At 35.6% G+C, this 25,308-nt stretch carries 25 protein-coding genes and 1 riboswitch; of the genes, 8 read left to right on the top strand and 17 right to left on the bottom strand.

Translation table 11 applies throughout. The annotated features are described in order from the left end of the window. Positions 1 to 9 precede the first annotated feature (9 nt). The 7 genes from BM012_RS15200 to BM012_RS15170 all read right to left on the bottom strand — a co-directional run bounded on the left by BM012_RS15200 (position 10) and on the right by BM012_RS15170 (position 6,042). Positions 10 to 675 carry a response regulator gene (locus tag BM012_RS15200; RefSeq protein WP_061803388.1) on the bottom strand — a complete coding sequence of 222 codons (666 nt, stop codon included), beginning with the start codon at positions 673 to 675 and terminating at the stop codon, positions 10 to 12. After that, positions 653 to 1,993, bottom strand: a complete 1,341-nt coding sequence (locus tag BM012_RS15195) for a sensor histidine kinase (RefSeq protein WP_061803387.1) — start codon at positions 1,991 to 1,993, stop codon at positions 653 to 655. The genes BM012_RS15200 and BM012_RS15195 overlap by 23 nt, the downstream gene beginning before the upstream one ends. 44 nt (positions 1,994 to 2,037) lie before the next feature. Next, on the bottom strand, positions 2,038 to 2,229 hold the full coding sequence (locus tag BM012_RS15190; protein ID WP_019393715.1) for a hypothetical protein: 192 nt from the start codon (positions 2,227 to 2,229) through the stop codon (positions 2,038 to 2,040). Between the two features lie 15 nt (positions 2,230 to 2,244). Beyond that, entirely contained in the window at positions 2,245 to 2,979 is a 735-nt protein-coding gene (locus BM012_RS15185; RefSeq protein ID WP_061803386.1) for an ABC transporter permease, read from the bottom strand. Then, positions 2,960 to 3,886, bottom strand: coding sequence for an ABC transporter ATP-binding protein (locus BM012_RS15180; protein ID WP_061803385.1), 927 nt, complete (start codon positions 3,884 to 3,886; stop codon positions 2,960 to 2,962). Before BM012_RS15180 ends, BM012_RS15185 begins: the two co-directional genes overlap by 20 nt. A gap of 147 nt (positions 3,887 to 4,033) precedes the next feature. Further along, a complete protein-coding gene (locus tag BM012_RS15175; protein ID WP_061803384.1) occupies positions 4,034 to 5,371 on the bottom strand; it encodes a HAMP domain-containing sensor histidine kinase in 1,338 nt (445 codons plus the stop codon). Next, complete coding sequence (locus BM012_RS15170; protein WP_061803383.1) at positions 5,368 to 6,042, bottom strand: response regulator transcription factor; 675 nt, start codon at positions 6,040 to 6,042, stop codon at positions 5,368 to 5,370. Before BM012_RS15170 ends, BM012_RS15175 begins: the two co-directional genes overlap by 4 nt. Before the next feature lie 232 nt (positions 6,043 to 6,274). Here BM012_RS15170 and BM012_RS15165 point away from each other — a divergent pair, with 232 nt between their 5' ends. Then, positions 6,275 to 7,201, top strand: coding sequence for a manganese-dependent inorganic pyrophosphatase (locus BM012_RS15165; RefSeq protein WP_061803382.1), 927 nt, complete (start codon positions 6,275 to 6,277; stop codon positions 7,199 to 7,201). Between the two features lie 54 nt (positions 7,202 to 7,255). Here the strand turns inward: BM012_RS15165 and BM012_RS15160 are convergent, their stop codons facing one another. The 3 genes from BM012_RS15160 to BM012_RS15150 all read right to left on the bottom strand — a co-directional run bounded on the left by BM012_RS15160 (position 7,256) and on the right by BM012_RS15150 (position 10,262). Beyond that, a complete protein-coding gene (locus tag BM012_RS15160; RefSeq protein ID WP_019393721.1) occupies positions 7,256 to 7,534 on the bottom strand; it encodes a hypothetical protein in 279 nt (92 codons plus the stop codon). A 340-nt stretch (positions 7,535 to 7,874) separates the two neighbouring features. Further along, the gene (locus tag BM012_RS15155; protein WP_206765086.1) at positions 7,875 to 8,822 is read right to left on the bottom strand and encodes a DMT family transporter; all 948 of its coding nucleotides are present in this window, start codon (positions 8,820 to 8,822) and stop codon (positions 7,875 to 7,877) included. An 87-nt stretch (positions 8,823 to 8,909) separates the two neighbouring features. Next, positions 8,910 to 10,262: an NCS2 family permease gene (locus tag BM012_RS15150; RefSeq protein ID WP_061803381.1), complete on the bottom strand. Its 1,353-nt coding sequence runs from the start codon at positions 10,260 to 10,262 to the stop codon at positions 8,910 to 8,912. A gap of 172 nt (positions 10,263 to 10,434) precedes the next feature. Between BM012_RS15150 and BM012_RS15145 the strand changes: the two genes are divergently transcribed. Then, complete coding sequence (locus tag BM012_RS15145) at positions 10,435 to 11,529, top strand: AbrB family transcriptional regulator (protein WP_061803380.1); 1,095 nt, start codon at positions 10,435 to 10,437, stop codon at positions 11,527 to 11,529. Positions 11,530 to 11,901: 372 nt separating this feature from the next. Beyond that, complete coding sequence (locus tag BM012_RS15140; protein ID WP_061803379.1) at positions 11,902 to 12,237, top strand: hypothetical protein; 336 nt, start codon at positions 11,902 to 11,904, stop codon at positions 12,235 to 12,237. A gap of 13 nt (positions 12,238 to 12,250) precedes the next feature. On the opposite strand, the gene BM012_RS15135 is transcribed toward BM012_RS15140, so the two are convergent. Genes BM012_RS15135 through BM012_RS15125 form a run of 3 tightly spaced genes read right to left on the bottom strand, consistent with a single transcriptional unit; the run spans position 12,251 to position 15,270 of the window. Next, positions 12,251 to 12,784, bottom strand: a complete 534-nt coding sequence (locus BM012_RS15135; protein WP_061803378.1) for a DUF5823 family protein — start codon at positions 12,782 to 12,784, stop codon at positions 12,251 to 12,253. Positions 12,785 to 12,802: 18 nt separating this feature from the next. After that, positions 12,803 to 14,557, bottom strand: a complete 1,755-nt coding sequence (locus BM012_RS15130) for a sensor histidine kinase (RefSeq protein WP_061803377.1) — start codon at positions 14,555 to 14,557, stop codon at positions 12,803 to 12,805. Beyond that, on the bottom strand, positions 14,554 to 15,270 hold the full coding sequence (locus BM012_RS15125) for a response regulator transcription factor (protein WP_061803376.1): 717 nt from the start codon (positions 15,268 to 15,270) through the stop codon (positions 14,554 to 14,556). Before BM012_RS15125 ends, BM012_RS15130 begins: the two co-directional genes overlap by 4 nt. Before the next feature lie 180 nt (positions 15,271 to 15,450). Here BM012_RS15125 and BM012_RS15120 point away from each other — a divergent pair, with 180 nt between their 5' ends. The 5 genes from BM012_RS15120 (at position 15,451) to BM012_RS15100 (ending at position 20,558) form a co-directional block, all read left to right on the top strand. Next, positions 15,451 to 16,668 (top strand): DUF418 domain-containing protein, encoded by a 1,218-nt coding sequence (locus BM012_RS15120; RefSeq protein ID WP_061803375.1) that lies wholly within the window; start codon positions 15,451 to 15,453, stop codon positions 16,666 to 16,668. Positions 16,669 to 16,735: 67 nt separating this feature from the next. After that, positions 16,736 to 16,839, top strand: a riboswitch (TPP riboswitch). A gap of 97 nt (positions 16,840 to 16,936) precedes the next feature. Beyond that, positions 16,937 to 17,548 (top strand): YkoF family thiamine/hydroxymethylpyrimidine-binding protein, encoded by a 612-nt coding sequence (locus BM012_RS15115; protein WP_061803374.1) that lies wholly within the window; start codon positions 16,937 to 16,939, stop codon positions 17,546 to 17,548. After that, a complete protein-coding gene (locus BM012_RS15110) occupies positions 17,545 to 18,153 on the top strand; it encodes an ECF transporter S component (protein ID WP_061803373.1) in 609 nt (202 codons plus the stop codon). The genes BM012_RS15115 and BM012_RS15110 overlap by 4 nt, the downstream gene beginning before the upstream one ends. After that, positions 18,128 to 19,801 (top strand): ABC transporter ATP-binding protein, encoded by a 1,674-nt coding sequence (locus BM012_RS15105; protein ID WP_061803372.1) that lies wholly within the window; start codon positions 18,128 to 18,130, stop codon positions 19,799 to 19,801. The genes BM012_RS15110 and BM012_RS15105 overlap by 26 nt, the downstream gene beginning before the upstream one ends. After that, a complete protein-coding gene (locus BM012_RS15100) occupies positions 19,791 to 20,558 on the top strand; it encodes an energy-coupling factor transporter transmembrane component T family protein (RefSeq protein ID WP_061803371.1) in 768 nt (255 codons plus the stop codon). Before BM012_RS15105 ends, BM012_RS15100 begins: the two co-directional genes overlap by 11 nt. A gap of 45 nt (positions 20,559 to 20,603) precedes the next feature. On the opposite strand, the gene BM012_RS15095 is transcribed toward BM012_RS15100, so the two are convergent. The 4 genes from BM012_RS15095 to treC all read right to left on the bottom strand — a co-directional run bounded on the left by BM012_RS15095 (position 20,604) and on the right by treC (position 25,300). After that, positions 20,604 to 22,040 carry an amino acid permease gene (locus BM012_RS15095; RefSeq protein ID WP_061803370.1) on the bottom strand — a complete coding sequence of 479 codons (1,437 nt, stop codon included), beginning with the start codon at positions 22,038 to 22,040 and terminating at the stop codon, positions 20,604 to 20,606. A 306-nt stretch (positions 22,041 to 22,346) separates the two neighbouring features. Further along, positions 22,347 to 22,787 carry a YrvL family regulatory protein gene (locus BM012_RS15090; protein WP_061803369.1) on the bottom strand — a complete coding sequence of 147 codons (441 nt, stop codon included), beginning with the start codon at positions 22,785 to 22,787 and terminating at the stop codon, positions 22,347 to 22,349. Between the two features lie 78 nt (positions 22,788 to 22,865). Then, entirely contained in the window at positions 22,866 to 23,582 is a 717-nt protein-coding gene (treR, locus tag BM012_RS15085; protein WP_061803368.1) for a trehalose operon repressor, read from the bottom strand. Between the two features lie 56 nt (positions 23,583 to 23,638). Beyond that, a complete protein-coding gene (gene treC / locus BM012_RS15080) occupies positions 23,639 to 25,300 on the bottom strand; it encodes an alpha,alpha-phosphotrehalase (protein ID WP_061803367.1) in 1,662 nt (553 codons plus the stop codon). Between the last annotated feature and the right edge of the window lie 8 nt (positions 25,301 to 25,308).

Below are 25,308 nucleotides of genomic sequence, written 5' to 3'. Positions count from 1 at the left end.
CTTTGTACTTCACAAACTTTTAACAGTAATTAATGAATGTTTTGTTGCTTTTATAAGAGCTTCGGTACGGGATTTAACACCGAGTTTTTTAAAAATCCCTGTAAGAATATATTCTACTGCACGCTGACTAATTAACAACTCTGAAGATAACTCTCGATTTGTTAGCCCCTCTGCTACTCCTGATAAAATATATTGCTCTCGTTCATTTAGCGTAAGATCTCTTATTAAAGGCTCTTTTATTGGCTCTGTACCTTGTGCAGATGAAACTTCAGTTCTTCGAAGTTGGCGAAACAGTTCAGTAGGAATGACCGTTTCACCTTGTAAAGCTAACTGAATAGAAGCTATAATCTTTTCCTCTGGAGCAGACTTACTGATAAACCCCACAACCCCAGCTTCAACAAGAAGGTTAAAATGGGTTCCAATATCGAAGCCTGTATAAATTAAGATTTTTTCGTTTGGATACTTGTCCAAAATTTGTTTTGAAAGCTCTAAGCCGTTTAAAGTTGGCATATACAAATCAATAAGTAGAATATCATAGCAGCATTCTTCGATGGCTGTAAACGTATCTTTACTGTCACCTAAAATATCTACTTCCATCTCACCCTTTTTTTCTAAAATAGCTTTTGTACCTTGAGCAACGCCTATATGATCATCAACTAACAGTATCTTTATCATAAATAAGGTCCTCCACTATTGTTTTGGTGTTTCTTTGTATGCTTAATTCAACTTTAATCAACATGCCTTCTCCAATACTAGAAGAGAGGTCAAATTTCCCATTTAGACTATGAGTACGCTCTCTAATCGTTTTAATCCCAAAGTGCTCTCTTTCGCCTTTATGTTCACTCATATCCATTCCTATTCCGTCGTCCTCATATAAAAATAAAAGAGTTGAGCCTTTTTTATAAAGTGATAAAACAATAAACTTAGCTTGCGAATGCTTTCTTGCATTGTTTAGTAACTCTTGAGCAATTCGGTAAAGATTTACCGTTATCTCTTCACTGATTTGTTCTTCACCTGCTAAGTTATGGAGAAATTCAATTGAACAATTTCCTTTTTCTTGATGCTTAGCGACGAGATTTTGAATACTGCCTATAAGGCCCATCTCTAGTAAAAAAGGGGGGCGAAGTTCATAACAAGTTTCCCTTATTTGTTGGATATTTTCGAGTAGCTTTCCTCTTATTTTCTGTATTTGATGCTGTGTGGGAGAATCTTTTTCTAATTCTCTAACCATAAAAATCAGCTCTTGAAGAATAGTATCGTGGATATCTTGTGAAAGTTTAATTCGTTCATTTTCAGATAGAAAGAAAACGAGCTTGCTTAAAAAGGGAGAATGATTAGCTCTTAACTCGTATCCTTCAATTTCTTTAACAAAATCTTTTGTAAGCATAAATGTTTGTAATGTCATACATGTATAAAGAGCCATTCGGTTTAGCCAACCTACATCATAATAGCTCAGTTCAATCTTCTTTTCGCCGTGCTTCAAGTAAATGAAAAGAGACAAAGAGCGATATTTCCCTACTAAAAGAAGATAGCCAGTGGGAATATTCTCTAGTTTTCCAACTTCAAAATAGGTATCTGCTAGGTCAATATGCTCCAAGTCTGCTATCACATCACCTTCTGTCTTAAACACTTTCTCTTCTTGACAGTAACGACACACATACACATTTTGAATGTTCAATACGTTCGAAATTTCATTTTTAAGAATGTGCATCAAATTCTTCATATTGTTTTCTTTGTAACCTTTCTCTAGAAAGCCAAACAAACTCTTTCCATACTTTGATTCTTCCTTGAACAACGTTTCAACTTTTTTCACTTTCCTTCCAATCATAACCAAATACCATATAAGAAGGATGGTTCCCATCAATACGAGCAGCATACAGTTCTGAATCGTTAATATATCTTTAAAGAGAATATAAATAAAGATATTCATAAGCAAGAACGGGAATATTACAGCTCCCCATTCTTGCAAACTATTTTTAGTGAAATGCTTCATTTTGCACCATCCCTCTTCTAAACGGTAAGTAGCCCGGAAAGTTTCTAATTACTAATAAACATATAAACGGCAAATGTAACAACATATAAAGCAAAGAAGCTGAGCATTACTTTTACAGACTTTTGAGAGACTTTAAAAGTGGAACCTCCTAAACCTTCTGTTAATATCTTTCCGATAAAAATAACCGCTGCTATTCCAAGTGATGCAATGGCTATGATAAAAAACAATTGTTCCATTACAAATTCCTCCTTTTAATAACTTCTCGTTTTCTTTGAATAAACATATAAACCGATAAGAGCGGCCAAAATATAAGCAGCAAAGATAGCAGATCCTCCAGCCTGAAGGGCAAAATCACTATACCCCATTTCATAATCAAATGTTTGCATACTAATACGATAAATAAAGGAGAATGGGAACAGTATTGAAACATTTCCAGCTAGAAGAATCGTCATTACGAAGAAAGATAAAACTCCTGCAATTGAAACAACCATGATATTTTTGGTGATAGACGCAAGTAAAGCGGCAATCGGAATAACGCATAAACTCAAGACTGTAAACAAAACAGAAGTTAGAAACATTGATAATACGTCACTAAAACTTTGTTCATTTTGAAAGACGATCCATAATGTTGCCAGATGGAAAACATGATTCACAATGGAAATACTAAACAAAACGATAAACGTAGCGACAATCTTTGAAAAAATAAGCTGAAAATTTTTAAACGGATAGGACATCCAATTTAGCATCGTTTTATTTTTATATTCGATATAAAAATAAAACCCTGAAAAGATAAACACAATAGCTGGTAATAAGAAGGCATACTGATTAAAGACAAACATATAATACTTGGTAGCATCATATGGAGTTTTCTTTAAAAACAGCCCTACTGTATTTACAATATAAGGGAAGAAACTTAGTACAAAAACAAAGTAAATGGATTTTAATCTTTTTAATTTCATAAATTCATTACGCACTAATAAATTCATTTTTCTTCTCCTTTGTTATAAGTTTTAAATATAAATCTTCTAAAGAAAGCGTGTAAGCTTCTATTTCCTCTACTGAATGGCCGTTTTGTTTTAATATGTCTCGCAATTGATCAGGTGGAAGGGTTGCAATAAACTCATGAGTATCTCCATTGCTTGTCACTCTATAGTTTGTAATTTGTTCTTCTATGTCTTTATGGAATGAAATATGCTTAGGCATCTTATATAAGAAAACTTCCTGATCATTTTTCATAAACTGAGATTCGAAAATAACCTCTCCATCGTTCATAATAATGAGTTCATCTGCCATAAGATTAATTTCACTTAAAAGATGACTTGATACGATAGCTGTTACCCCTTTGTCACGCACTTCTTTTAACAACATCTCTCTAACTTCCTTAATTCCTTGTGGATCAAGTCCATTTGTTGGTTCATCAAGTAATAAAAGACTTGGATTATGAGCAATTGCTCTTGCAATGCCTAACCTTTGCTTCATTCCAAGCGATGTTTGAGAAAAAAGCTTATCTCTGTGCTCGTAAAGACCTACCGTATTTAAAATCGAATAAATCTCCTGCTTAGATAATTTCTTTTTCACGTATTTTAAATGAAGAACAATGTTTTCATACAGCGTTAAATTATCATAAAATCCTGGGAATTCGATAATGCTCCCAATTGAATTTCTTACGTCTCTTTTTGGATTTTTGTATAGGTTAGATTCATTAAACAAAACCTCGCCTGACGTTGGTGGAAATATACCGAGCAACACTTTCAACAATGTTGTTTTTCCTGCTCCATTGGGCCCTAACAGTCCATAAATCTTTCCTTTTTCAAATGACAAATCAATGTCTTTTAGAATTTGTTTATCTTTTAAAGAAACGTTAATGTGTTCTGCTTTTAAAATATCAACCATCAACTTTTCTCTCCCTTCGCTTTCCTTTTGTTACTTTTAGTATAGACGCGCTAATTTAAATTAAGGGTTGATTTCAGTTTAAATTTCGTTTAAATTTCATTATATTTTCTTACTACAATAAAAAAAGACTGCCTTCTTAGGCAGTCTTCATTCTTCTTTTTGATAAATTTTAAAAGTAGTACCATTCTTCCCGCTTGAAATTTCTTGTGTTAATCCCATCTGTTTTACCATAATCTCCACAATTGATAGACCAATTCCTGAACCTTTATGATCTGACTTCGCCTGTAAACCAGGACCTTTATCTTCTACAATAAGGTACTCATGTTTATCGTCACTTTCAATACGTACAGATACATATTTTCCACTGCTCGCATGTCTCATAATATTTTGAAACAAGTTATCTAAAATACGCTTCATCCATACTTCATCAATGTTCCAAATTAAACTTTTTTCTAGACCGATATCAACTTCAAATCCCTCTTTTTCAAAAATCGGATACCAGGCTGTTAGCGACGAACGAATAATTTTTAATACATCTACCTTTTTCCTATTCATAGGCATTTTTTGAGCTGTTAACAAATTAAACGAAGATAAGTTATCAATTAAATCCCCAACAAAACTAATCTTGTTATTAATAATCTCAACAGACTGTTTTCCTTGAGGAGATAAATTTTCCCCATTTAAGGTAAACGTATGTCCTCTTATAATCGTAAGTGGTGTTCTTAAATCATGAGAAACGTCTGAAATAAATTTCTTGCGCAGCTCTTCTTCTTGAATTTCTTTTCTCCGGCTTTCTTTTAATTTCTCTACCATTTTATTAAAAGAAAGCTCCACTTGACCTAGCTCATCTTTATTTTTCACTTTAAACTTTTCTGGAATTCCATCTTTCCCTTCTTTCTCCATATGACGTTGGATAAAAATAAGACGTCTTTGAATTCCATAAAAGAAAAACCATGAAACAAAAATAAATAAAGCCCATAGAAATAACAACATCAAATACCATACATATACATATTTTTCACGTAAGATTTTCCACTTCGAGCCTACATATTTCTCTGGAATTTCTAGCATTGCATAACCATTTTTTGTCCCATTGCCTAGCTCTTCTTTCAATAAAAGATTGTTTCCTTTACTTCCCTTCTCCATAAATTCAATTGTATATGCAATAGACCATTTTGAATTTGGCGTTTGCGAAGAATCAAAATATACGTCTCCGTCTGTACTAATCCAAACAATTCGCGCTTCGTCATATTCTTTTGAGTTATTAAAAAATGATAAGATATCTTTTACGCTTTTTCCCTCTAAATGTTCTATATCATTTTTCCATTTTGCTTCAACTTTCTGAGGCTCATAGTGGATATCAATATTATTGCTTGCCACATTCATAAGAAGGAAATAATAAATAAAATTGACTCCAAGGTAAGAAATTGGAAAGAAAAAGATTGATGCTACAATAATAAGTAGATATTTTTTAGAAAGCTTCATTGTCTAATTCGATACCCAATTCCTCGGATCGTTTCCACTATTTTAGGATTATTTGGGTCCTTCTCAATTTTTTGACGCAAATGTCTTATATGAACCATAAGCGTTTTATCCCCTTCAATAAATGTTCTTTCCCATACCATTTCATAGATTTGTTCTTTCGTTAAAATTTGATTTGGATGACGAAGCAAATAAAAGAAAATTTTAAGCTGTTTTTCTGTTAATAAAATCTCTTCCTCTTTCTCAATATTAATAATACGCTTTTCTTTTATATTTACTTTAAGATGATGAATTTCAATGCAGTCTTCACTTACTTTATCAAAACGCCTTAAAAGAATATCAATCCGGGCTGCAAGTTCTTCAGGATGAAATGGTTTAGTAATATAATCATCCGCAAAATTTAACCCTTTTAACTTGTCTTCAATTGAGGTCCGAGCTGTTTGTAACAAAAGAGGAGTTTCAGCATTTCGTTTTTTAATACGCTGTCCAACCGTAAAACCATCCAAACCGGGAATCATAATATCCAACAACACCAAGTCTACTTTCTCTAAGTATTTTTCGTGATCATATGATGATTTTAACCAAATGATTTCAAATCCTTTTGATTCCAAAAATGCTTTTGTAAAAGTACCAATTTCTGTATCGTCTTCTATGTAGAGAATAGTGTTTGCCAATCAGCTTCCCTCTTTCATTAGAATTTTTAATCTAGCTTACTTTTTATCCTTATTCTAACAAATAAAAAGAGGTATATCTCCTTTTTCTCTACAATAAAAATGATAGTTAAGCTCTATTTCATCTCAGTCAATAAAAAAGAATAATTTTTGCCTAAGTCTTTTTTACAAACTAAGAGAGATGGTATAGTATGTATGTATACTCATTTTACATATAGGAAAAAGGAGATTAATTATGGAAAAGATTCTTATTTTCGGTCATAAAAACCCAGATACAGACACAATTTGCTCAGCTATTGCTTACGCTGAATTAAAAGCAGCTCTAGGCTTTGACGTTGAACCTGTTCGCTTAGGAGAGGTAAACGGAGAAACTCAATTTGCTTTAGACAAATTCAACGCTTCAGCACCTCGTCTTGTAGAGACTGTAGCAAACGAAGTAAACAGCGTAATCTTAGTTGACCATAACGAACGTCAACAAAGTGTATCAGATATTAACGATGTTCGTGTTTTAGAAGTTATTGACCACCATCGTATTGCAAACTTTGAAACAACTGATCCGCTTTACTATCGTGCTGAACCTGTTGGTTGTACGGCAACAATTCTAAACAAACTTTATAAAGAACACGGTGTTGAAATTAAAAAAGATACAGCTGGCTTAATGCTTTCAGCTATTATCTCAGACTCTCTTTTATTCAAATCACCAACATGCACTGAAGAAGATGTAAAAGCAGCAAAAGAACTTGCATCAATTGCTGAAGTAGATGCAGAAGAGTATGGCTTAGCTATGCTTAAAGCTGGAGCTGACTTAAGCGACAAAACGATTGCAGAACTTATCACATTAGATGCCAAAGAATTCCAAATGGGTGAGTATCGTGTTGAAGTAGCACAAATCAATGCTGTTGACACAAACGATGTTCTTGTCCGTCAAGAAGACTTGAAACATGCTATGTTAGAAACAATTGCAGAAAAAGGCCTAGATCTTTTTGTTCTTGTTGTAACAGATATTCTTAATAGCAACTCAATGGCGCTTGCAATCGGTAAAGAGACAGAGGCAGTTGAAAAAGCGTTTGACGTTTCTCTTGTTGACGACAAAGCTCTTCTAAAAGGTGTTGTGTCTCGTAAGAAACAAATCGTTCCACCACTAACTGAAGCTTTATCATAATAAAAATCCTTGGAGACCTCTCCAAGGATTTTTTCTATTAAATACCTTATTTTCTTACCAGTTAAGTTTCTCTTTGCAGTGCCTAATAAATAACTGAGGATTTTCCTTTACCAAGTAAGAAAACACTCCTTTTGTTGTATGTAAGTAGAGAAAACCATAGCTTTTTGTTGTAATCCGATACGATACATCAAGAACTGCTTTAATAGCAAACTGCTCCGCTCCTGCTACAATTTTATCTTCGTAAAGTTCAAGCTGATATTCCAACTCCTCATATTCTTGACGATTATGTTTAATCTTTTTTGTAATATGGATATATGGATGTGAACTAATCATTCTTCTCCTCCTCCTCCCTTACTATCATTCCCTTTTCCAACAAAAACACACAGAAGAGAGCACATACTAACTCCTTATAGTTTTCTTTTTAATAAAAAGGAAGACCTACAGTAAGAATTGAATGATATTTATGAATGCGTAAAATTTAGAACTACTCTCTTTGGCGTAGTAAAAAAACTCATAAATATTATCTTCTTCTTTCTAAATTCCTGAAAACAGCCCATAAAATAAAGGCTAACTAAGATTTATAGCTTCAGATTTATGAAAATGTTCTTCTTATAGTTAACACAAAAAAGCTAGGCATTCAATCCTTTGATTCAATGCCTAGCTTTTTTTATGATTACATCTTATACGTAACCTTCGCTCTTCTCCATTGCTCAACCGCTCCACTTCCAGCTAAAACGCCAAAAACAATAAGCAAAAACCCAACAAATTGTGCTATATAAAGCGATTCTCCAAGAAAAAGGTAAGACGAAATTAACGCAAAAAATGGATTTAAATTAATAAATACAGCAGATTCACTCGCTCCAATGTGCTGCATTGCATAATTGTATGTCATATGCCCAAAAGCTGTGGCAAGAAGTGCCGAGCCTATGAAAACAAGCCAAATTAAATAGTTGTCTGTTTTCATCGTAGCTAATCCTTGTGGCTCAACAGCGAGGCTAACAAAGAATAAACCAGCTGAGCCAACAATCATAAGCCATCCTGTCATAAGACGGGCATCAATGTTCGTTGAAGCTTTTTTAATAAGCACAAAACTGATGGCTTGGGATACAGCGGCTAAAAAAATTTGCACATCACCGTACGATGTACTAATTGCCCTACCATGCCCTGCTACAAGGGCAAAACTAACTCCAAAAAATGCAAAAAGAATTCCAACTACCTTCATTACGCTAAACTTTACTTTTAACAAAAATAGAGATGCAATAGCTGTCAAGATAGGAACAAGGCCTAGAATTAGTCCTCCATTCATAGCCGTTGTATTTGTTAGACCGACCGATAAAAAGTAGTGATGACCAACAATATTGAACAAGCTCACAACACAAATAAAACTAAACTCTCTAAACGTGAGTTTTCGCACCACTCCTTTTACAGAAAGAAAAAGAAGGACAGCCACACCTGCTACAAAAATCCGGAAAGCGGTCATTGTGACAGGCGCAAATTCATTCACTAAAAGCTTGAGCCAAATAATATTTAATCCCCACATTGCCATTACTGCTACAAGAAGTGCATATACCGTTGTTTTCTTCACTTTTTCACCTGATTTCCCCTTATTCACATATCCCATGTTTATTGTAACTCCTTTCCAGATTTCCTGAAAGAATGAATTTGACGGACAAAATAAAAAGATGGAAAAAGACCTAGTCTTTTTCCATCAGTGGCCAATCATATAAAAGTTAATCATAAAAGCGATACAAATAATATAAAGAAACGGATGAATTTCTCTATAACGACCTGTTAATAATTTTAGAAATGTATAAGAAAGAAAACCAAAAGCAAGTCCGTCCGCAATACTAAACGTAAGAGGCATCATAACAATTGTTAAAAATGCAGGAATAAGCTCTGTAAAATCTTCCATATTAACGTTTTTAATATCACTAAGCATAAGCGCTCCAATAATAATAAGCGGAGGTGCTGTTGCAACAGTTGGAATAAACTGAATAAGAGGAGCTAAAAACAGAGTCAGTAAAAATAAAACAGCTACTGTTAACGATTTTAATCCTGTTCGGCCACCTTCTGTAATTCCTGTCGCATTCTCAATATATGTGTTAAGAGCTGTACTTCCAAATAAAGCACTTGCCATCGTACCGATAGAGTCTGCTGTTAACGCCCGATTTAAATTAGGGATCTTTCCATTCTCATCTTCTAACCCTGCTTTACGTGATAATCCGATGAGTGTTGCTAATGTATCAAAAAGTTCAACAATTGTGAATGAAAACACAATAGAAAAGATACCATATGCAAATGCTGCTCCAATATCCAGCTTCATAAAAGTCGGCGCAACGCTCGGTAGATGGATGGTGAACACATCACTTACATGAGTTGGAAGACTTTGCACACCTGTGATCATGGCAAGAAGCGTTGTTAAGATAATTCCTAATATAATAGCACCTTTCATCTTACGCGCCATAAAAACAGCAGATAACAAAACTCCTACTAGCGCAATAATAGGGCCTAGACTTGCTAACTTTCCTAACCCAACAAAGTTAGAATCGTCTCCTACAATAATTCCGGCATTTTTTAATCCAATAAAGGCCACAAAAAGCCCGATCCCAACTGTAATCGAAGATTTTAGCACAGAAGGAATAGCATCGATAATTTTTCCTCTTATCCCTGTTGCGGTGAGGATGAAGAAAATGACCCCTGAAATAAAAACAGCTCCTAGTGCTGTTTCCCACGAAAGTCCTTCTCCAATTACAACAGAATAAGTAAAAAAGGCGCTGAGCCCCATTCCAGGACCTGTAACAACCGGGAAGTTCGCCCAAAGAGCCATAAGAAGAGTACTAAAGGCAATAGCAAAAATTGTAGCTGCTAATGCTGCTTCTTTTGGCATTCCTGTCTCTGATAAAATAAGGGGGATTACAACGATAACATAACTTACAGTCATAAACGTTGTCAGACCTGCCAACATTTCTTTTTTCACCGTCGTGCCTCGAGCAGATAGCTCAAAAAAACGATCCAAAAAAGCGAAAGAATCATTTGATGACTCTGGCTTTTGTTTTTCCAAATTCTTTCACTCCTTTTTTGCTGAAAGAAAAAAAGAACGGAAATATCCGCTCTGACATTTCATACGTATTGCGTTATATTATAATAAGAAAAAAAGAGATTTACTAGGGAAATAAGAGAAGTCTTTATTTTCAAATATTACGCGCAGCGTTGATAGAGAAAGGATATTCCACATGTCATTTTATTCAAGTCCCATTCGCTTACTCATCACACTCATACTTGCTGTTGTCGGAGGTACTATATTTTCATCTTTTCACATTCCACTTTCCTGGATGCTTGGCTCATTAACAGCAACGCTCGTCTTCTCACGAGTTTCATCCTTTCCACTTCTTTGGCCTGTTCAATTGAGAAATGTAGGGCTTCTTTTGATTGGCTATATGCTTGGTCGCTCGTTTACAAAAGAGACGCTGCTTCGTATGGTTCATTATCTTCCATCAATGCTTCTTCTAACAATTCTTATTTTAGTATTTAGCAGCATCCTTGCTTATTATGTTTCAAAGGTAACAAATATTAATTTAAAGAGTACTTTAACAGGCAGCATTCCTGGAGGTCTTTCTCAAATGATTGTGCTTGGGGAAGAGCTGAAGGGAATTGATTTAACTGTTGTTACGTTTATTCAAGCAACAAGGCTTATGGCCGTTGTTTTCACAGTGCCATTTTTGGCTTCTTTTTTTAGCAATCAAGAACGAACGCCAATGAAAAGTATTTTAACTACTTTCTCGCTTCATGATCTCTTTACATACATAGGAATTCTTTTAATTGGTTTGCTATGTGCTATAGCCGGAAAATACTTTAAACTTCCCACACGCTTCCTACTTGGTCCAATTTTAATAACTGGTATTTTTGTTATTGCAGGCGGGACAGCTCCACATCCCCCTGATTTTATTACGGATGGAGCTCAACTCTTAATGGGTACATATCTTGGACTCATTTTAAAACCAAACAAACTCACACATAAGGCTCGCTTTAGTTTTTTTGCCACTTGCACAGCTTTTTCACTTATTTTGTTTTCTTTTCTTTCTGGAATGCTTCTTTTTTTATTTTACGACATTCCTATCACAACTGCTTTCTTAAGTGTTGCGCCTGGGGGAATGGCTGAAATGGCCGTTGTAGCAGAAGAAGTTAAAGCATCACTAGCTGTTGTAACAAGTTTTCAACTGTTTCGCATCTTATTTATTTTATTTCTTATGCCTCCATTTCTAAGATGGCTCTTTAAACAAGCTTTTTTCAAGCGTTTAGAACAACGGACAGAAAAACAAAGAACATAAGTAAAGACCCCGCTTCTTTCCAAGTAGAAGTGGGGTTTTCCCAAAATAACAAAAGATGGGGATTTGGGTGTAGGGAACCTCAGTATGTATACTGAGAGATAAGATACATCTTCAGGAGACAATCTAATCTTGTTTTTATAATAAAAGAAACTCTCTTTTCTCTCCACCTTTATGTAAGAACTTCTAACATATTTATTCTCTTTTTGTTCCCTCTCCTCTCTTTTTCACTTATATAATAGAAAATAAATTTCTTTATGTCATTTTCTATAACGTTACATAAACAGAGAAAGTTGATTTTTTTATAAAAATATGAGTAAAAAAGTCATATTCTCCACATACTACCTTTAATACTTTGAATAGAAGGTGAGAAAAGTGAAAAAGATGGTAGTTAAAATTGCTGCCTCTCTGTTTATTTTGTCATGGACAATGGTTGCTCCTGTTGTATATGAAACAATGTCACATCACACACTAGCAGCAGGAGATATAAAAGGAAAATGGGAAAACACTCAAAGTGGAACAATGATGGAACTAACGCCAAGTGGACAGCTCCTTCGCTCAGGCGTTAAAGTTGGTAAATATCAAATTGTCAATGCAACAGAACTTCAGCTTTCAACAGAAGCTGGGGTACGTACTGTTAAGTATGAGTTAGAAGGTAACACATTAAAATGGGGTAAGCATTTAGAAGAAACGTTTAAACGTGCTCAATAAAAGAGGAAGTGGCTTAAGCCACTTCCTCTTTCTCTAATAAAATGATTAGACCCATCATAAGGACAGTTGTCACAATACTTAACGTTACAATAAAGGAAGTTGAAGCAGTCGCAATAGCACTTATGTCCTTCATCGAAAAGTAGAAGATTGAAAGAAGAATAATAAAAGATGGTAAAATCCAAAAGGAAACAAGTGATCTTTTGGATTTGACTCTAACCCAACGATATAAGGTTTCAACGATAACGCTTCCTGTTAGCATAATTAAGCCAAGAAAATAATAAGAAACAGCGCTCGGTTTTCTTATTGCATCTTCTACAATTATGGAAAGAAACTTTGCTAATGAAATATATACAACAATACCAATACTAAATCCAGCAATGAGCTCCCATCCTTTATATTTCAAGGTTGAAAAGCAATTTATAATCAGTCCGAGAGAAAAATAGATTAAAAACAGAACAACAAACCATATATAATATAAAAAAGGCAGATATCCCGAAAAAAACTCGATTAAAAAATTCACTCCTACTTTTAATACTTCAATAAGCACACTTTCCACTCCTTTAAATTAAGATGCTTTATGAAGAACACTTGTAAAACTTACTGTAATTGTCGTTCCTTTCCCAACTTCACTTTCTACATTAATTTCCGCACCGTGTAATTGTGTAATTTGTTTAGATATCGCCATCCCAAGACCTGTTCCACAGCTCCGCTCTTCTGTATTTGTTCCCCGGTAATAGCGTTGAAACAAGTTAATTTTTGTCTCTTCGCTCATTCCTGAGCCATTGTCTTTCACTCTAATGAAAACATCCTCTTTTGTAGCCAAAATAGAAACCCACACATCTGTACCTTTCTCATTATGCTTAATGGCATTTGCAATAATGTTTTCTAACACACGCTGAAATAAAGCTTGATCAATAGAAACATAAATAGACTCTTGATAATTTTCAAAATGAAGGTGCTGACCATGACTTGGATCATTAATAAACGAAATGACACAGCGCCTTACAAATTCATTCAATTCCACCTGTTCATAGTCAAGTGAGATTTGATCGTTTTGAAGTCTGTATGTTAAATTCAAATCATTAATAAGCTCAGACATATACGCTCCTTTTTGTAAAATTGTCCGGGCAAACTTTTGGGTCTCTTCCTTACTCCAGTTATACTGCTCATCTGCTACAAGAAGCTGTGCATATCCGTTAATCGAAGCAAGCGGAGTTTTTAAATCGTGAGATAGCCCTGTAATCCATTCTTCTCGCATCTCGTCAATCCGAAGGCGCATTTCTTTGTTGTAACGAAGCTTTTCGGTTAAGTTGGCAAGTGAGGTGTTGACTTCCCGGAAAAGACGATATGACCTTTTTAACTTTCCATTTTTCTTAAAAGCCTTGCTTTCCATGCGTTTTGTTAGGGGCTCTTCATACTTACCGTAGGCTAAATTATGGAGCCATTCCACCATATGTAGGGTTGGTTTTGTAAGACGCCTTGAATACCAAAGGGCAAAGAGGATCCAAATCACTAAAATAATAACCGCTACAAAAATGAAAATGTTTATAAAATATTCCTCAAGTGATTGAGCATCACTATACGGAAATTGAATTGATATATTCCGAGGAACACTTACGACCCATGTTTTCCCTGTTTCTTTATCATAACGAGAAGAAATGTCTGTCTCATATCTAGCACCATATGTTGCATTAGATGTTAAATCTTCTAAAGTATATTGATCTTTACTATATTTAGTTTTATTGAAAGAGAATTCTTCTCCCCCATCTTTGCTAAACACTTGAAGAGAGACATCGTTTTTTCTTAACTCTTTTTTCAACTGTTCTGGAAGTATCAACTCGCCTTCTTCCACTTCCCCCTCCTGTTTAGCTTTTTCAATCCATTGCTCAGCTTTTGGTTTTTCACCGTAAAGAAGCGTATACTTCTCACTGCTTCCTCTATAAAGAAAAAGTTCGTAGTTTGACTCAGTTCTTCTTTCCCATTTATCTGCAAGTTCTGCTGGATTGTAGCGTGTTGGAACATCACTAGGAGTATAAAAAGATGCTTTTACATGCCCTTTATTGTCTAATACTTGGAGCCAGCCTCCATGTTCTTTAATAGCGTCTAAATATTTTTGGCTGAATGTTACTTCTCCTTCTCCTTCATCCATAAGATCTCCCATGTATTCAAGACCACCTCTAGCAAAATCTCGTTTTATCTCATACTCTCCCATACCAAATCCAAGAAACATAAAAGCACCAAAAGTAACAAGAAGAACGAGCACCATAGAAAGTAACGATTGCCACCCATAATGGAAAATAAACCTTCCTTTTAATTTCATGACAAAGTTCCTTCTGTCATAAGTTTATATCCAAGCCCTCTTACCGTTACTAAATGTCTTGGCTTACTTGGATTTTCCTCAATCCGCTCCCGAATACGACGAATATGAACCATTACCGTATTTTCATCTCCTTCAATAATCCGTTCGTTCCATACTTTCTCATAAATTTGCGCTTTGCTAAACACTTGGTTTGGATGCTTACAAAAAAAGAGAAGAAGCTGAAAAACTTGAGCCGGACACTCTATTCTTTGTCCTTTCACTGTAAGCTCTCCTGCTCGTTCACAGAGCATAACGTTTCCAAATGAAAACTGTTCTTGCTCACGTGTAACTTCTGCTTCATTTAACCCACGACGTCTTAGCTGTGCTTTAATACGAGCCACAACTTCAAGCGGATTAAATGGTTTTGTAATATAGTCATCTCCTCCAATCGCAAATCCTGTTAATTTATCAAGGTCTGACTGGCGGGCTGTTAAAAATAAAATAGGGGCATTTGTAAGCTGCCTAATTTGCGGACACAAATCAAACCCAGAGCCATCTGGAAGCATGATATCTAACACAATTAAATCAAACTGTTCTTGCTTACAATATGAAAACGCGTCTTTTACGTTATGAGCTATTTTAATATTCGGAAAACCTTCTTTCTTTAGCACAACACGAAGCATTTCTGTTAAAGCCTTCTCATCATCAACAAGCAATATTTTTTCATTATTCATCACTAACACTCCTTGGAACATTATTCCTAATAATCCAATCGTAGCATTATCCTAAAAAATTGAGAATTACTTTTTATTACTATTTAACCATAATTAAGGTATTGTTAAGCTAGCAGTTGAAGGCTGGTAATGTTCATACGATATAGTGGAGTTAGAACTTATATAAAGGAGATTAAATATATGAAAAATGCTCTTTCCCCTCTCAGAGGTACTGAACGAATTTCTTCTGTTGATACAATGAGAGGCTTTGCGCTCTTTGGAATTTTGCTTGTTAATATGCTTATTTTTCAATATGGACTATTTGGCGAATATGAATATATTGAAACCTCTCAAGGTTTGGAAAAATTTTCAGCCTCCTTCATTAATATTTTTGGTACTGGGAGCTTTGTAACTCTTTTTTCTTTTCTATTTGGATTTGGCGTTATGATTTTAAGAGATCGAAGCCGAGAAAAAAAGCGACGTTTTTGGACCGTTTACTTACGCCGCCTCCTTCTTCTTCTCGCATTTGGACTTTTACATGGAACTTATATTTGGGAAGGCGATATTTTAACATCTTACGCTTTATGCGGCTTTTGTTTATTTTTGTTTCTTTGGTGCAAACCAAAAGTATGGCTTACAATTGCTCTTGTGATTATCGGTTTGATGAGCGCTTTTTCATTTATTCCTGCTGAAGAAGGAAGTGAAGATACTCTAGCAACAAGTCCTTCCTACCTTGCACAAGAAAAAGAAGTATATTCAACAGGCTCTTATAGTGAAGTTGTTCATTTTAGAAACAATAGTATGCCTTTTGAAGATACAAGTGATGGAGAAATGATTGCTTTTGGTATCTTTGGGGTTCTTGCTTCTCTTCCTATGTTCTTTTTAGGAGCGTATGTTGCTGCTAAAAGGTGGCTACATGAACCAGATCGCTATGTTTCTCTTTATAAAAAAATGTGGTGGATTTCTCTTCTCATTGGATTTCCATTAAAGATCGTCCCACAGTTTATACAGAATGACAGTTTAGAAGGTCTTAGCTCTTCTCTAGGAGCTCCTCTTGTGGCCATTTTTTATATTTCAAGCATTGCTCTTTTAACCTATAGTAATCGATGGAAAAAACTATCGAATGCGTTAGCTCGAGCTGGAAAGCTTTCACTAACAAACTATCTTTCTCAATCAATTGTCTTTACGTTCCTTTTTTATGGGTATGGATTTGGGTTATTCAGCAAAGTAGGGGTTACAGGCGGTATTGTATTTACTATTGTTTTCTTTACGATTCAGCTTTTTCTTAGCAAACTGTGGCTCCAATTCTTCGTCATTGGACCTTTGGAATGGGTTTGGAGACTTTGGACTTATTTGAAGATTCCTAGCATTAGAAGAAAGAAAACAAAGCGGCCTACGCAAATTTCTGCTGGTCTGTAATCTATCTTTCTATTTACAAAAAAGCATCTTTCTTTTATGATGTGTATAAGCGAAAAAACTGTATAGTATAACGCACTAGGGGTGCTAATTAGCTGAGATGTGAATGTTTGTTCCGATCCCTTATAACCCGATCTAGATAATACTAGCGTGGGGAAGTGTAGCAATATACGACTTTTATGTTGATTGACTCTACATTTTTGTCTATGTGACTGCATCTTCCTTAAGATGCAGTTTTTTTGTGTTTATAAACTTTTAGGAGGAAGTAGAAATGAATGAACAGCTTTGCGGTACAAGTAGAATCTATGGATGTCGCTTCTCTCTTTATCCAATGTGCGATAACTTTATTGAAGTGATTAAAACGGCGCTAAGAGAAGTTGATACATCAAAAGTATGGATTAAAACGGATAATGTGAGCACATGTGTACGCGGGCGGAATGAACATGTTTTCGACGTTGTAAAAGCTATTTATCTTCACGCAGCTAAAACAGGGGTTCACGTTGTATTAAATGGTTCCTTCTCTGTTGGATGTCCTGGAGACTCTGAAGGTGATGTTTACTTATCTGAAGATGATGTGCTCTTAAACGAGGAGAAAAGCAAGGATATTTCTATTGAAACAGCTATGCAGTTCGCTCTTTATCCAATGGGCATTCCCTACTATATGGACGTGATTATGGATGGCGTTAAAACAGCAAAAAAACAGGGAGTATTTGTTGCTGGTGTTCACTATGCAACGCATCTTGATGGCGATACGCACACTATTTTCCGGACAATTAAGGATGCTTTTCTTTCTTCCCAAAAAGAAGCAAGTCACGTTGTGATGACCGTCAACTTATCAGCGAACAGCCCTTCAACAAAAAGAAAGCCTGGTGATGGAAAATGACAAAGAGCTGGAAGCTAAAGGAAATTGTCGTAATGTCTGCATTAGCTGTTGTATTTGCTGTTGTGTACCTTCTTTTCACACAGCTTGGAAATGTTTTATTCGGAATGTTTGGACTCTTAGGATATGAATTTATTTTCGGAATATGGTTTATCGTTTCAATTATTACAGCCTATATCATTAGAAAACCAGGAGCAGCCCTCATTTCAGAAACAATTGCTGCTGCTGTTGAATTGCTGATTGGAAATGCCTCAGGTCCTCGTCTTCTTTTGACAGGAGTTGTGCAAGGGATAGGTCCTGAGCTTGTATTCGCAGCTACTGGTTGGAAACGATACTCGCTGCCAATTCTCATGCTATCTGGTATGGGTGCCTCTGTAACAAGCTTTATCATGGGCTATTTCTTGTCAGGCTACAATGCTCTTGATCCTTCTTATGTTAGTACAATGCTTGCTGTCCGACTTGTCAGCGGAGCTCTTCTTGCTGGTTTACTTGGTAAATGGCTAAGTGATCAACTTGCAAACACAGGTGTTTTAAATGGTTTTGCGCTTGGAAAAGAACGTAAAAAACGGGTGGGAACAAAAAATGATCGAAAATCAACTGCCTCTTAATGTTAAAAATGTAAGTTTTTCATTTGAAGAAGATGAAGAAAAAAAGCTGCAGAATATTTCTTTTTCAGCTTCTAAAGGTGACAGTATTTTTGTATTAGGACCGAGTGGTGCAGGCAAAAGTACTCTCACCTTTTGCCTTAATGGATTGTATCCAGAAGCCGTTGACGGTAGTTTGAATGGAGAAGTACAGATTTTCGGAAGAGATCTTTCTTCCTTTGAAGCCGGAGAGGCCTGCCAACGCGTAGGAGTAGTATTTCAAAATCCAGACAACCAGTTTTGTATGTTAACGCTTGAAGATGAAGTTGCTTTTGGGCTTGAAAATATTAACTATCCAACAGAAAACATGGAAGAGCGGATTGATGAAGTACTTTCTCTTGTTGGACTTCTTCCTTATAAACAAAGCTCTATTTCTATTCTATCTGGAGGACAAAAACAAAAGCTAGCACTTGCTTGTGTGCTCGCTCTTCAACCAGACATTCTTATTCTAGATGAACCAACTGCAAATCTTGATCCTGCTTCAACGAAAGAACTTGTTTCACTCGTCTCAACGCTACAAGAGGAATATAAATTTACGCTTTTAGTTATTGAACATAAATTAGATGATTGGGTTCATCTCATAAAGCGCTGTTTAGTTTTTAATAAAGATGGAGAAATGATCCTTGATACTTCGTTAGAAGACTGCTTTAAACATCACTATGAGCTTTTGATTGAACATGGGACATGGATTCCACATATTAGTTCCCTTGCCTATACAGGAATTGAAAAAGGCTGGTACAAGCAAGGAGCTCTCCCTCTTTCAATGGAAGAGTTTATAAAAGGACTTCAGTCTCCTCCTCCCTTTTTCAATAGGGAGAAAAATGAAAGAGAAAAGGAAACGCTTATTGATGTTCAAAATGTTTCTTTTTCTTATCAAAAGAAAGGACCTTCCCTTCTTAACAATCTTTCGTTTAAGATTGGCCGAGGTGAAATCGTAGCTCTTATTGGAACAAATGGCGCTGGAAAGTCTACGCTCTCCACCTTGCTCTCTCGTTTAAAAAAACCTTCTTCAGGCCAAATTTTATTAGAAAATAAGAATTTAAAAGAATGGGACGAAAAAGCACTTCGTCGAAAAACAGGCTATGTTTTTCAAAATCCTGAGCATCAGTTTGTAACAGATAGTGTTTTTGAAGAAGTAGCATTTGGCCTTCGTCTCCAAGGTTTATTAGAAGAAGAGATAACAGAGAAAACGAAACATGTGCTAGAAGCGTTCCGACTTCTGCATGTTAGAGATCAAAATCCCTTTTCACTAAGTCAAGGTCAAAAGCGACGCTTAAGTGTAGCAACAATGCTTGTCGATGAACAATCCTTTTTAATTTTAGATGAGCCAACATTTGGACAAGATGCACAAACAACAAAAGAGCTTCTAACCCTTTTAGATCAGCGGGTAAAGGACGGGACAACAGTGCTTTTAATTACTCATGATATGGAGCTTGTTCACGAAAAAGCTGATCGGGTTCTCGTTTTACATGAAGGAAAGTTACTTTTTAACGGACAAACAGAATCACTTTGGGAAGAACAAGCTTTGCTTCAAAAAGCTAGTCTTGACCTCCCGCTTGAAATAAAAGTTCAATGTGCGCTAGAGAAAGAAGGTGAACTCCTTGCAACTTGAAGAGGTTAATCCTGCAATAAAAGGACTTGTTGTTTTACTTTCTGTTATTTTCTTATCACTCTTTTTGACAGTGTGGACGCCTTTATTATTCTTTATCATCACCGTTTTAGCCACATTTGCATTTGGGAAGGTTTCTTTTAAAAAATGGCTCCTTGTTCTGCTTCCTTTTCTGCTTGTGGCTTTTGGCTACTTGTGGACTTCCATCGTTTTTGCAGACGAAGAATTTAAAATAGGAAGCAAAATTATCGCTCATTTTTGGTTTATTACGGTTACAGAGTCAACGCTTCAAAATGGACTTAGCCTTGCTTTGAGAGTGCTTGGTTTTGCCTCCCTCTCCCTATTATTTATTTTTACAACAGATAAAACAGAACTGATGTTAAGTCTTATGCAGCAATGTAAGCTGCCACCTAAATTTGCTTACGGGATACTAGCAGGTTATCGCTTTCTACCTCAGATGAAAGATGAGTTTCAAACCATTCAAAATGCTCATCGCATTCGCGGAATTAAACGGGCTACAACGCTTAAAGACCGCATTCATCAGTTGAAACGTTATATTATCCCTCTTTTAGCAAGCGCTATTCGTAAAGCTGAACGAACAGCACTTGCTATGGAATCAAAAGGATTTACAGGAGCGAAAGGACGCGTTTTTTATAAAACAACGTCTATCAAAAAGAAGGATGTCATTTTCCTTCTCTCTTCTTTCCTCGTGATGGCCATTTGCTATTATGCTCCTAAGCTTTTTCACTTTACGTTTTAAAACAAAAAGGAGCGATTTCTCCTGTGAGAAATCGCTCCTTTTGTGTTACATCATCATTCGTTTTCCTTCTTTTAGCTCTACTTCTTGTTTAAACTCTTTTCCTTCTCGCTTGCCTTTTACTCGAATAAAGTAGTAAATGTAACAAGCAATGAAAAAGCCGCCTCCCCAATAAAGAGCTAATCGTTGTTCTCCATCAAACGCCATGCTTGCCATAACGATACAGTTTGCAATTAAAGCAACTGCAGGTAAAAATGGATAAAGCGGAGTTTTAAACTTTAAATCTTCTACTTTTCCGCCTTGTTGCACATATTTCTTTCTAAACGCTAGATGTGACCAGGTAATTGCAATCCAACCGATTTGTGCTCCTAATCCTGCAAGTGACAGAAGCCATACAAATACGGTTTCCGCTGCAAAAACGCTTGAAAGAAGCGATAAGAGTGCTACAGCAAGTGTAATCAGCAACGCATTCATTGGAATCCCTTTTTTATTTACTTTAGCAATTGAAGGGCTTGCCATTCCTTCTTTAGAAAGCGAATAAAGAATACGAGTTGCTGCATAAAGACCTGAGTTTGCAACAGACAAAAGTGCAATTAAAATTACAAAATTCATAATATCTGCTGCATATGGTACGCCAACTTTATCTAACACAGCCACGAATGGACTTTCAACAACACCCGCCTGCTCTCTTGGTAATACTCCTGCTACAATAACTACAGAAAGAACAAAGAAGAAAAGCGTTCTCCATACCGTTTGTCGAATGGATTTTGGAATTGTTTTTTCAGGGTTTTCACTTTCTCCTGCTGCAATCCCAATAAGTTCTGTTCCTTGGAACGAAAAGTTTACGCTAATCATGGTAATAAGAAGAGCTGTTACGCCATTCGGGAAAAGACCGTCACTAACAAAGTGAGAGAAAAATGGCGCACTTTCTCCACCTTTCATGTCTACAAGCCCAAACATGGCAGCTCCTCCGACAATAATAAATAATAAAATGGCTAATATCTTAATACTTGAAAAGACAAATTCTGATTCCCCAAATGCTTTTGCTGATAAAGCATTTAGTAAAAAGACAACAACAGTAAAGATTAAACACCACATCCAGATTGGCGAATCTGGAAACCATCGTTGCATAAGCTGACCTGATGATAAAAATTCTAGGGCAACCGTTACACCCCAACCTAACCAGTATAGCCAGCCAATAGCGAATCCCGTTGCAGGACCAATAAATTTTGTAGCATATGTCTGGAATGATCCTGACTCAGGCATTGCAACAGATAACTCACCTAAACAAACAAGGGTTAAGTACATTACAAGTCCACCTACTAAGTACGATAAAACTGCACCTAGTGAACCTGCTTGGTTAATTGTATATCCTGATCCTAAAAAGAAGCCTGTTCCAATACAGCCTCCTAAGGAGATCATAAACAAGTGTCGGGCTTTCATTGTTCTTTGTAAGCCATTATTTTGTTGTTCATTATTACTCATTAAAACACTCCTTTAACCGTATTCAAAATAATGAATAGGTTATACATAAAATAAGCTCATTTCTCTATTCTACTGAACTTGAAAGAGAAGTTCTAGAGGTAAATAAATAGACTGAATATTAGTTTATTTGAATAATTTTACCCTTCGTTTTTTTCTCATTACAAATAACCGGTAAAAAGGCCGTACAGCACATTTTCTACCGGCACTCCACTTCTTCTTCTGCCACAATAATTACATCATTATACATAAAAAACGAATTTTTATTAAGAGGCTAACGAACTAGAAATTTAATCTATTCATTACTCTTCATTTATTTTTATGCTTCTTTTTTTGTAAAGAATCAATATTTCCAATGATAAGAAGTAAAATAGCGAAAAATAGTTTACTATACGAAGATAGTGAAATACTCTCCATCCAGTCGTCTACAATGGAAAGAGATCCATAAAGAAAGAGAAGTTCTACTCCATACTTTAAAAGAACGGTTACTTTATGCTGTGCAGAGATCCCTGTTATTATAATCTTCAATAAATACTCAAAAAGCTCTAGAAATCCACTTACAAAAGAAAGAAGTAAAATAAATAAGCAAACAGACCAAATAGAGTCATAACTTGAGTTTGAAATATGAAAAAAACCAACTGTTCCAAATAAAATACCAAAGAAAATGATGCTAGCTGAAAATAAGACGAGAAGTACAATTAAAGTTATAGCCATAATATGGCTTCCTACGCTTTTTGAATTTCTCTCCATAGTTTCCCTCCTAACCATTATTTTAATCCTTATTCTTCCTTCTTCACAATAAAAAAAGACACGGCTGTATGCCGTGTCTTATTTTTCTCTTCTAGCGAAATCGACGAACTGGAATTTGTCAAGACGATGTCTTGATTCCGTGTATTGAAAAAGAGTCGCATCTTCAAGATAAACGTAGTTGCGCACAACAACAACATGGTCATAACCTTTTAAATCTAAATATGCGTAGTCTTCTTCTGTACATTTTTCCACAACAAACTCTTTTTTAGCAAAACTAATAATCAATCCTAAGTCTTTCTCTAAATACTCGTAAATAGAGTTCTTACAAATCTCAACTGTCAATTGCTCAACAATACTTTTTTTGAAGTAATCTTTGTCTAAAATAACGTTTTCTCCATCAAAATTCCGTGAGCGGACAACTTGCCACACCTTCTCCCCTGGTGAGAGTTCTAAAACTTTCTCTAAAAAAGCGTTCCCTTCCATTTCCGTAAGCTCGTTTACTTTTGTTTTAGGGGGATTACTCATCTCCTTAGAGAGCTCTTTAAAGCTAACAAGGCCTGAAATAGGGAGGTTAAATTGTGTCATATCCAGAACAATAGATCCCTTCCCACGAATCTTTTGGATATAGCCGTTTTGAGCTAACAAGTTTAGCGATTTACGAATTGTTTCTCTTGATGTTTCATAATGCTCGGCAAGTTCGTGCTCTGAGGGAAGTTTGTCACCTGGCTTGTACTCCCCTCTTTTCACGTCTTTTACAATATTTTGATATATACTCATATATTTATTTTCTTTCATTTTCATCACCATTATAAAGTGTAATTGTTGTTCATTACGTATGGCAATAGCTATTGTTACTTTTTAGAAAGATAAACAACTGACTCATAAGGTCGTAATGTTATTGTTCTTTGTAACGAAGGAGCATCACTGTAGTTTCCTAACAGAAGCTCACCATTTTCTATCACACTTTCAGGTAAAGAAAATGATCGTTCTTCACTATAAAAGTTATTCAGTACAACAAGCTGTTCTTCTTCTGTATTACGTGTATAGGCAAAAATCCGCTCATCTTCTCGTAGTAATAGCTTATAATCTCCTTCTGTAATTATGTTGTACGTTTTTCGAAGTTCTATCAATTTTTGATAGTGATAAAAAATAGACTCTTCATCTTCTAATGCTTCTTTCACATTAATACGCTCATAGTTCGGAGCAAGCGAAATCCATGGTGTTCCTGTCGTAAAACCACCATTCTTATCATCATTCCACTGCATTGGTGTTCTCGAGTTATCCCGAGACTTTTGCTTTAAAATGGCTAGAATTTCTTCCTCTGACCATCCTTCTTCTTTTTTTTCTTTAAACATATTCAGTGATTCAACATCGCGATATTGTTGAATATCGCTAAAATCGGAATTTGTCATTCCAATCTCTTCACCTTGATAAATGTATGGTGTTCCTTTCATCATATGAACAACAGTTGCGAGCATTTTTGCTGATTCTTTATGATATTCTTGATCATTTCCATAGCGGGAGACAACACGCGGCTGGTCATGGTTGCACCAAAAAAGCGCATTCCACCCGTCCCCTTTCTCCATATATGCTTGCCAGTGTGAAAGGATTTCTTTGAGCTGTAAGAAATCAAATGGTGCGTTGCTCCATTTCTCACCGTCTTTGTAATCTACTTTTAAATGATGAAAGTTGAAAGTCATATTTAGCTCCTGTCTTTCTGGATTCGTATACTTTACACATTCCTCTGGAGTGGTTGATGACATTTCTCCAACCGTCATTACGTTATATTTTGAAAATACCGTTCTATTCATTTCATTCATATATTCATGAACACGCGGGCCATCTGTATAATATTTACGGCCGTCTCCATTATCATCATCTAAAAAGCGCTGATCTTTTGAAATCACATTAATAACATCAAGACGGAAGCCATCCACACCTTTTTGGAACCAGAAGTTCATCATTTTATAAACTTCTTGGCGTACCTTTTCATTTTCCCAATTTAAATCAGCTTGGGTAACATCATAAAGATGTAAATAATATTGGTTGCTATCTTCGTCATATTCCCATGCAGATCCACCAAACTTGGATTTCCAGTTTGTTGGTGGACCTCCTTCTTTGCCATCTTTCCAAATATAGAAATCTCGATAAGGGTTAGAGGGACCTTTCTTTGCTTCTTTGAACCATTTATGGTTTATTGACGTATGATTAACAACAATATCCATAACAATTTTTAATCCTTTTTCATGTGCTTGAAAAAGAAGGTCTTCGAAGTCTTCCATCGTTCCATAAGGTTCGTAAATCTTGTAGTAATCACTAATATCGTAACCGTTATCATTTTGAGGTGATTCATAAATTGGGGTTAGCCAAATAACATCAACACCTAATGTTTTTAAGTAATCAAGCTTTTTTGTAACCCCTTTAAGATCGCCAACTCCTGTTCCTTCTGTATCATAAAAACTTTTAGGGTAGATTTGATAAACTACGGCCTTTCTCCACCATTCATGTTTCATAACCTTTT

The organism is Priestia endophytica DSM 13796, assembly GCF_900115845.1.
Lineage (GTDB): Bacteria > Bacillota > Bacilli > Bacillales > Bacillaceae_H > Bacillus_I > Bacillus_I endophytica.
This window is presented reverse-complemented; position numbering and strand designations above follow the sequence as displayed.

What these genes read in the sequence shown, in the direction of transcription:
- BM012_RS15200 (WP_061803388.1), bottom strand. Translation starts at nt 675, where the DNA reads ATGATAAAGATACTGTTAGTTGATGATCATATAGGCGTTGCTCAAGGT.
- BM012_RS15195 (WP_061803387.1), bottom strand. Translation starts at nt 1,993, where the DNA reads ATGAAGCATTTCACTAAAAATAGTTTGCAAGAATGGGGAGCTGTAATA.
- BM012_RS15190 (WP_019393715.1), bottom strand. Translation starts at nt 2,229, where the DNA reads ATGGAACAATTGTTTTTTATCATAGCCATTGCATCACTTGGAATAGCA.
- BM012_RS15185 (WP_061803386.1), bottom strand. Translation starts at nt 2,979, where the DNA reads ATGAATTTATTAGTGCGTAATGAATTTATGAAATTAAAAAGATTAAAA.
- BM012_RS15180 (WP_061803385.1), bottom strand. Translation starts at nt 3,886, where the DNA reads ATGGTTGATATTTTAAAAGCAGAACACATTAACGTTTCTTTAAAAGAT.
- BM012_RS15175 (WP_061803384.1), bottom strand. Translation starts at nt 5,371, where the DNA reads ATGAAGCTTTCTAAAAAATATCTACTTATTATTGTAGCATCAATCTTT.
- BM012_RS15165 (WP_061803382.1), top strand. Translation starts at nt 6,275, where the DNA reads ATGGAAAAGATTCTTATTTTCGGTCATAAAAACCCAGATACAGACACA.
- BM012_RS15160 (WP_019393721.1), bottom strand. Translation starts at nt 7,534, where the DNA reads ATGATTAGTTCACATCCATATATCCATATTACAAAAAAGATTAAACAT.
- BM012_RS15155 (WP_206765086.1), bottom strand. Translation starts at nt 8,822, where the DNA reads ATGGGATATGTGAATAAGGGGAAATCAGGTGAAAAAGTGAAGAAAACA.
- BM012_RS15145 (WP_061803380.1), top strand. Translation starts at nt 10,435, where the DNA reads ATGTCATTTTATTCAAGTCCCATTCGCTTACTCATCACACTCATACTT.
- BM012_RS15130 (WP_061803377.1), bottom strand. Translation starts at nt 14,557, where the DNA reads ATGAAATTAAAAGGAAGGTTTATTTTCCATTATGGGTGGCAATCGTTA.
- BM012_RS15125 (WP_061803376.1), bottom strand. Translation starts at nt 15,270, where the DNA reads ATGAATAATGAAAAAATATTGCTTGTTGATGATGAGAAGGCTTTAACA.
- BM012_RS15120 (WP_061803375.1), top strand. Translation starts at nt 15,451, where the DNA reads ATGAAAAATGCTCTTTCCCCTCTCAGAGGTACTGAACGAATTTCTTCT.
- BM012_RS15115 (WP_061803374.1), top strand. Translation starts at nt 16,937, where the DNA reads ATGAATGAACAGCTTTGCGGTACAAGTAGAATCTATGGATGTCGCTTC.
- BM012_RS15110 (WP_061803373.1), top strand. Translation starts at nt 17,545, where the DNA reads ATGACAAAGAGCTGGAAGCTAAAGGAAATTGTCGTAATGTCTGCATTA.
- BM012_RS15105 (WP_061803372.1), top strand. Translation starts at nt 18,128, where the DNA reads ATGATCGAAAATCAACTGCCTCTTAATGTTAAAAATGTAAGTTTTTCA.
- BM012_RS15095 (WP_061803370.1), bottom strand. Translation starts at nt 22,040, where the DNA reads ATGAGTAATAATGAACAACAAAATAATGGCTTACAAAGAACAATGAAA.
- BM012_RS15090 (WP_061803369.1), bottom strand. Translation starts at nt 22,787, where the DNA reads ATGGAGAGAAATTCAAAAAGCGTAGGAAGCCATATTATGGCTATAACT.
- treR (WP_061803368.1), bottom strand. Translation starts at nt 23,582, where the DNA reads ATGAAAGAAAATAAATATATGAGTATATATCAAAATATTGTAAAAGAC.
- treC (WP_061803367.1), bottom strand. Translation starts at nt 25,300, where the DNA reads ATGAAACATGAATGGTGGAGAAAGGCCGTAGTTTATCAAATCTACCCT.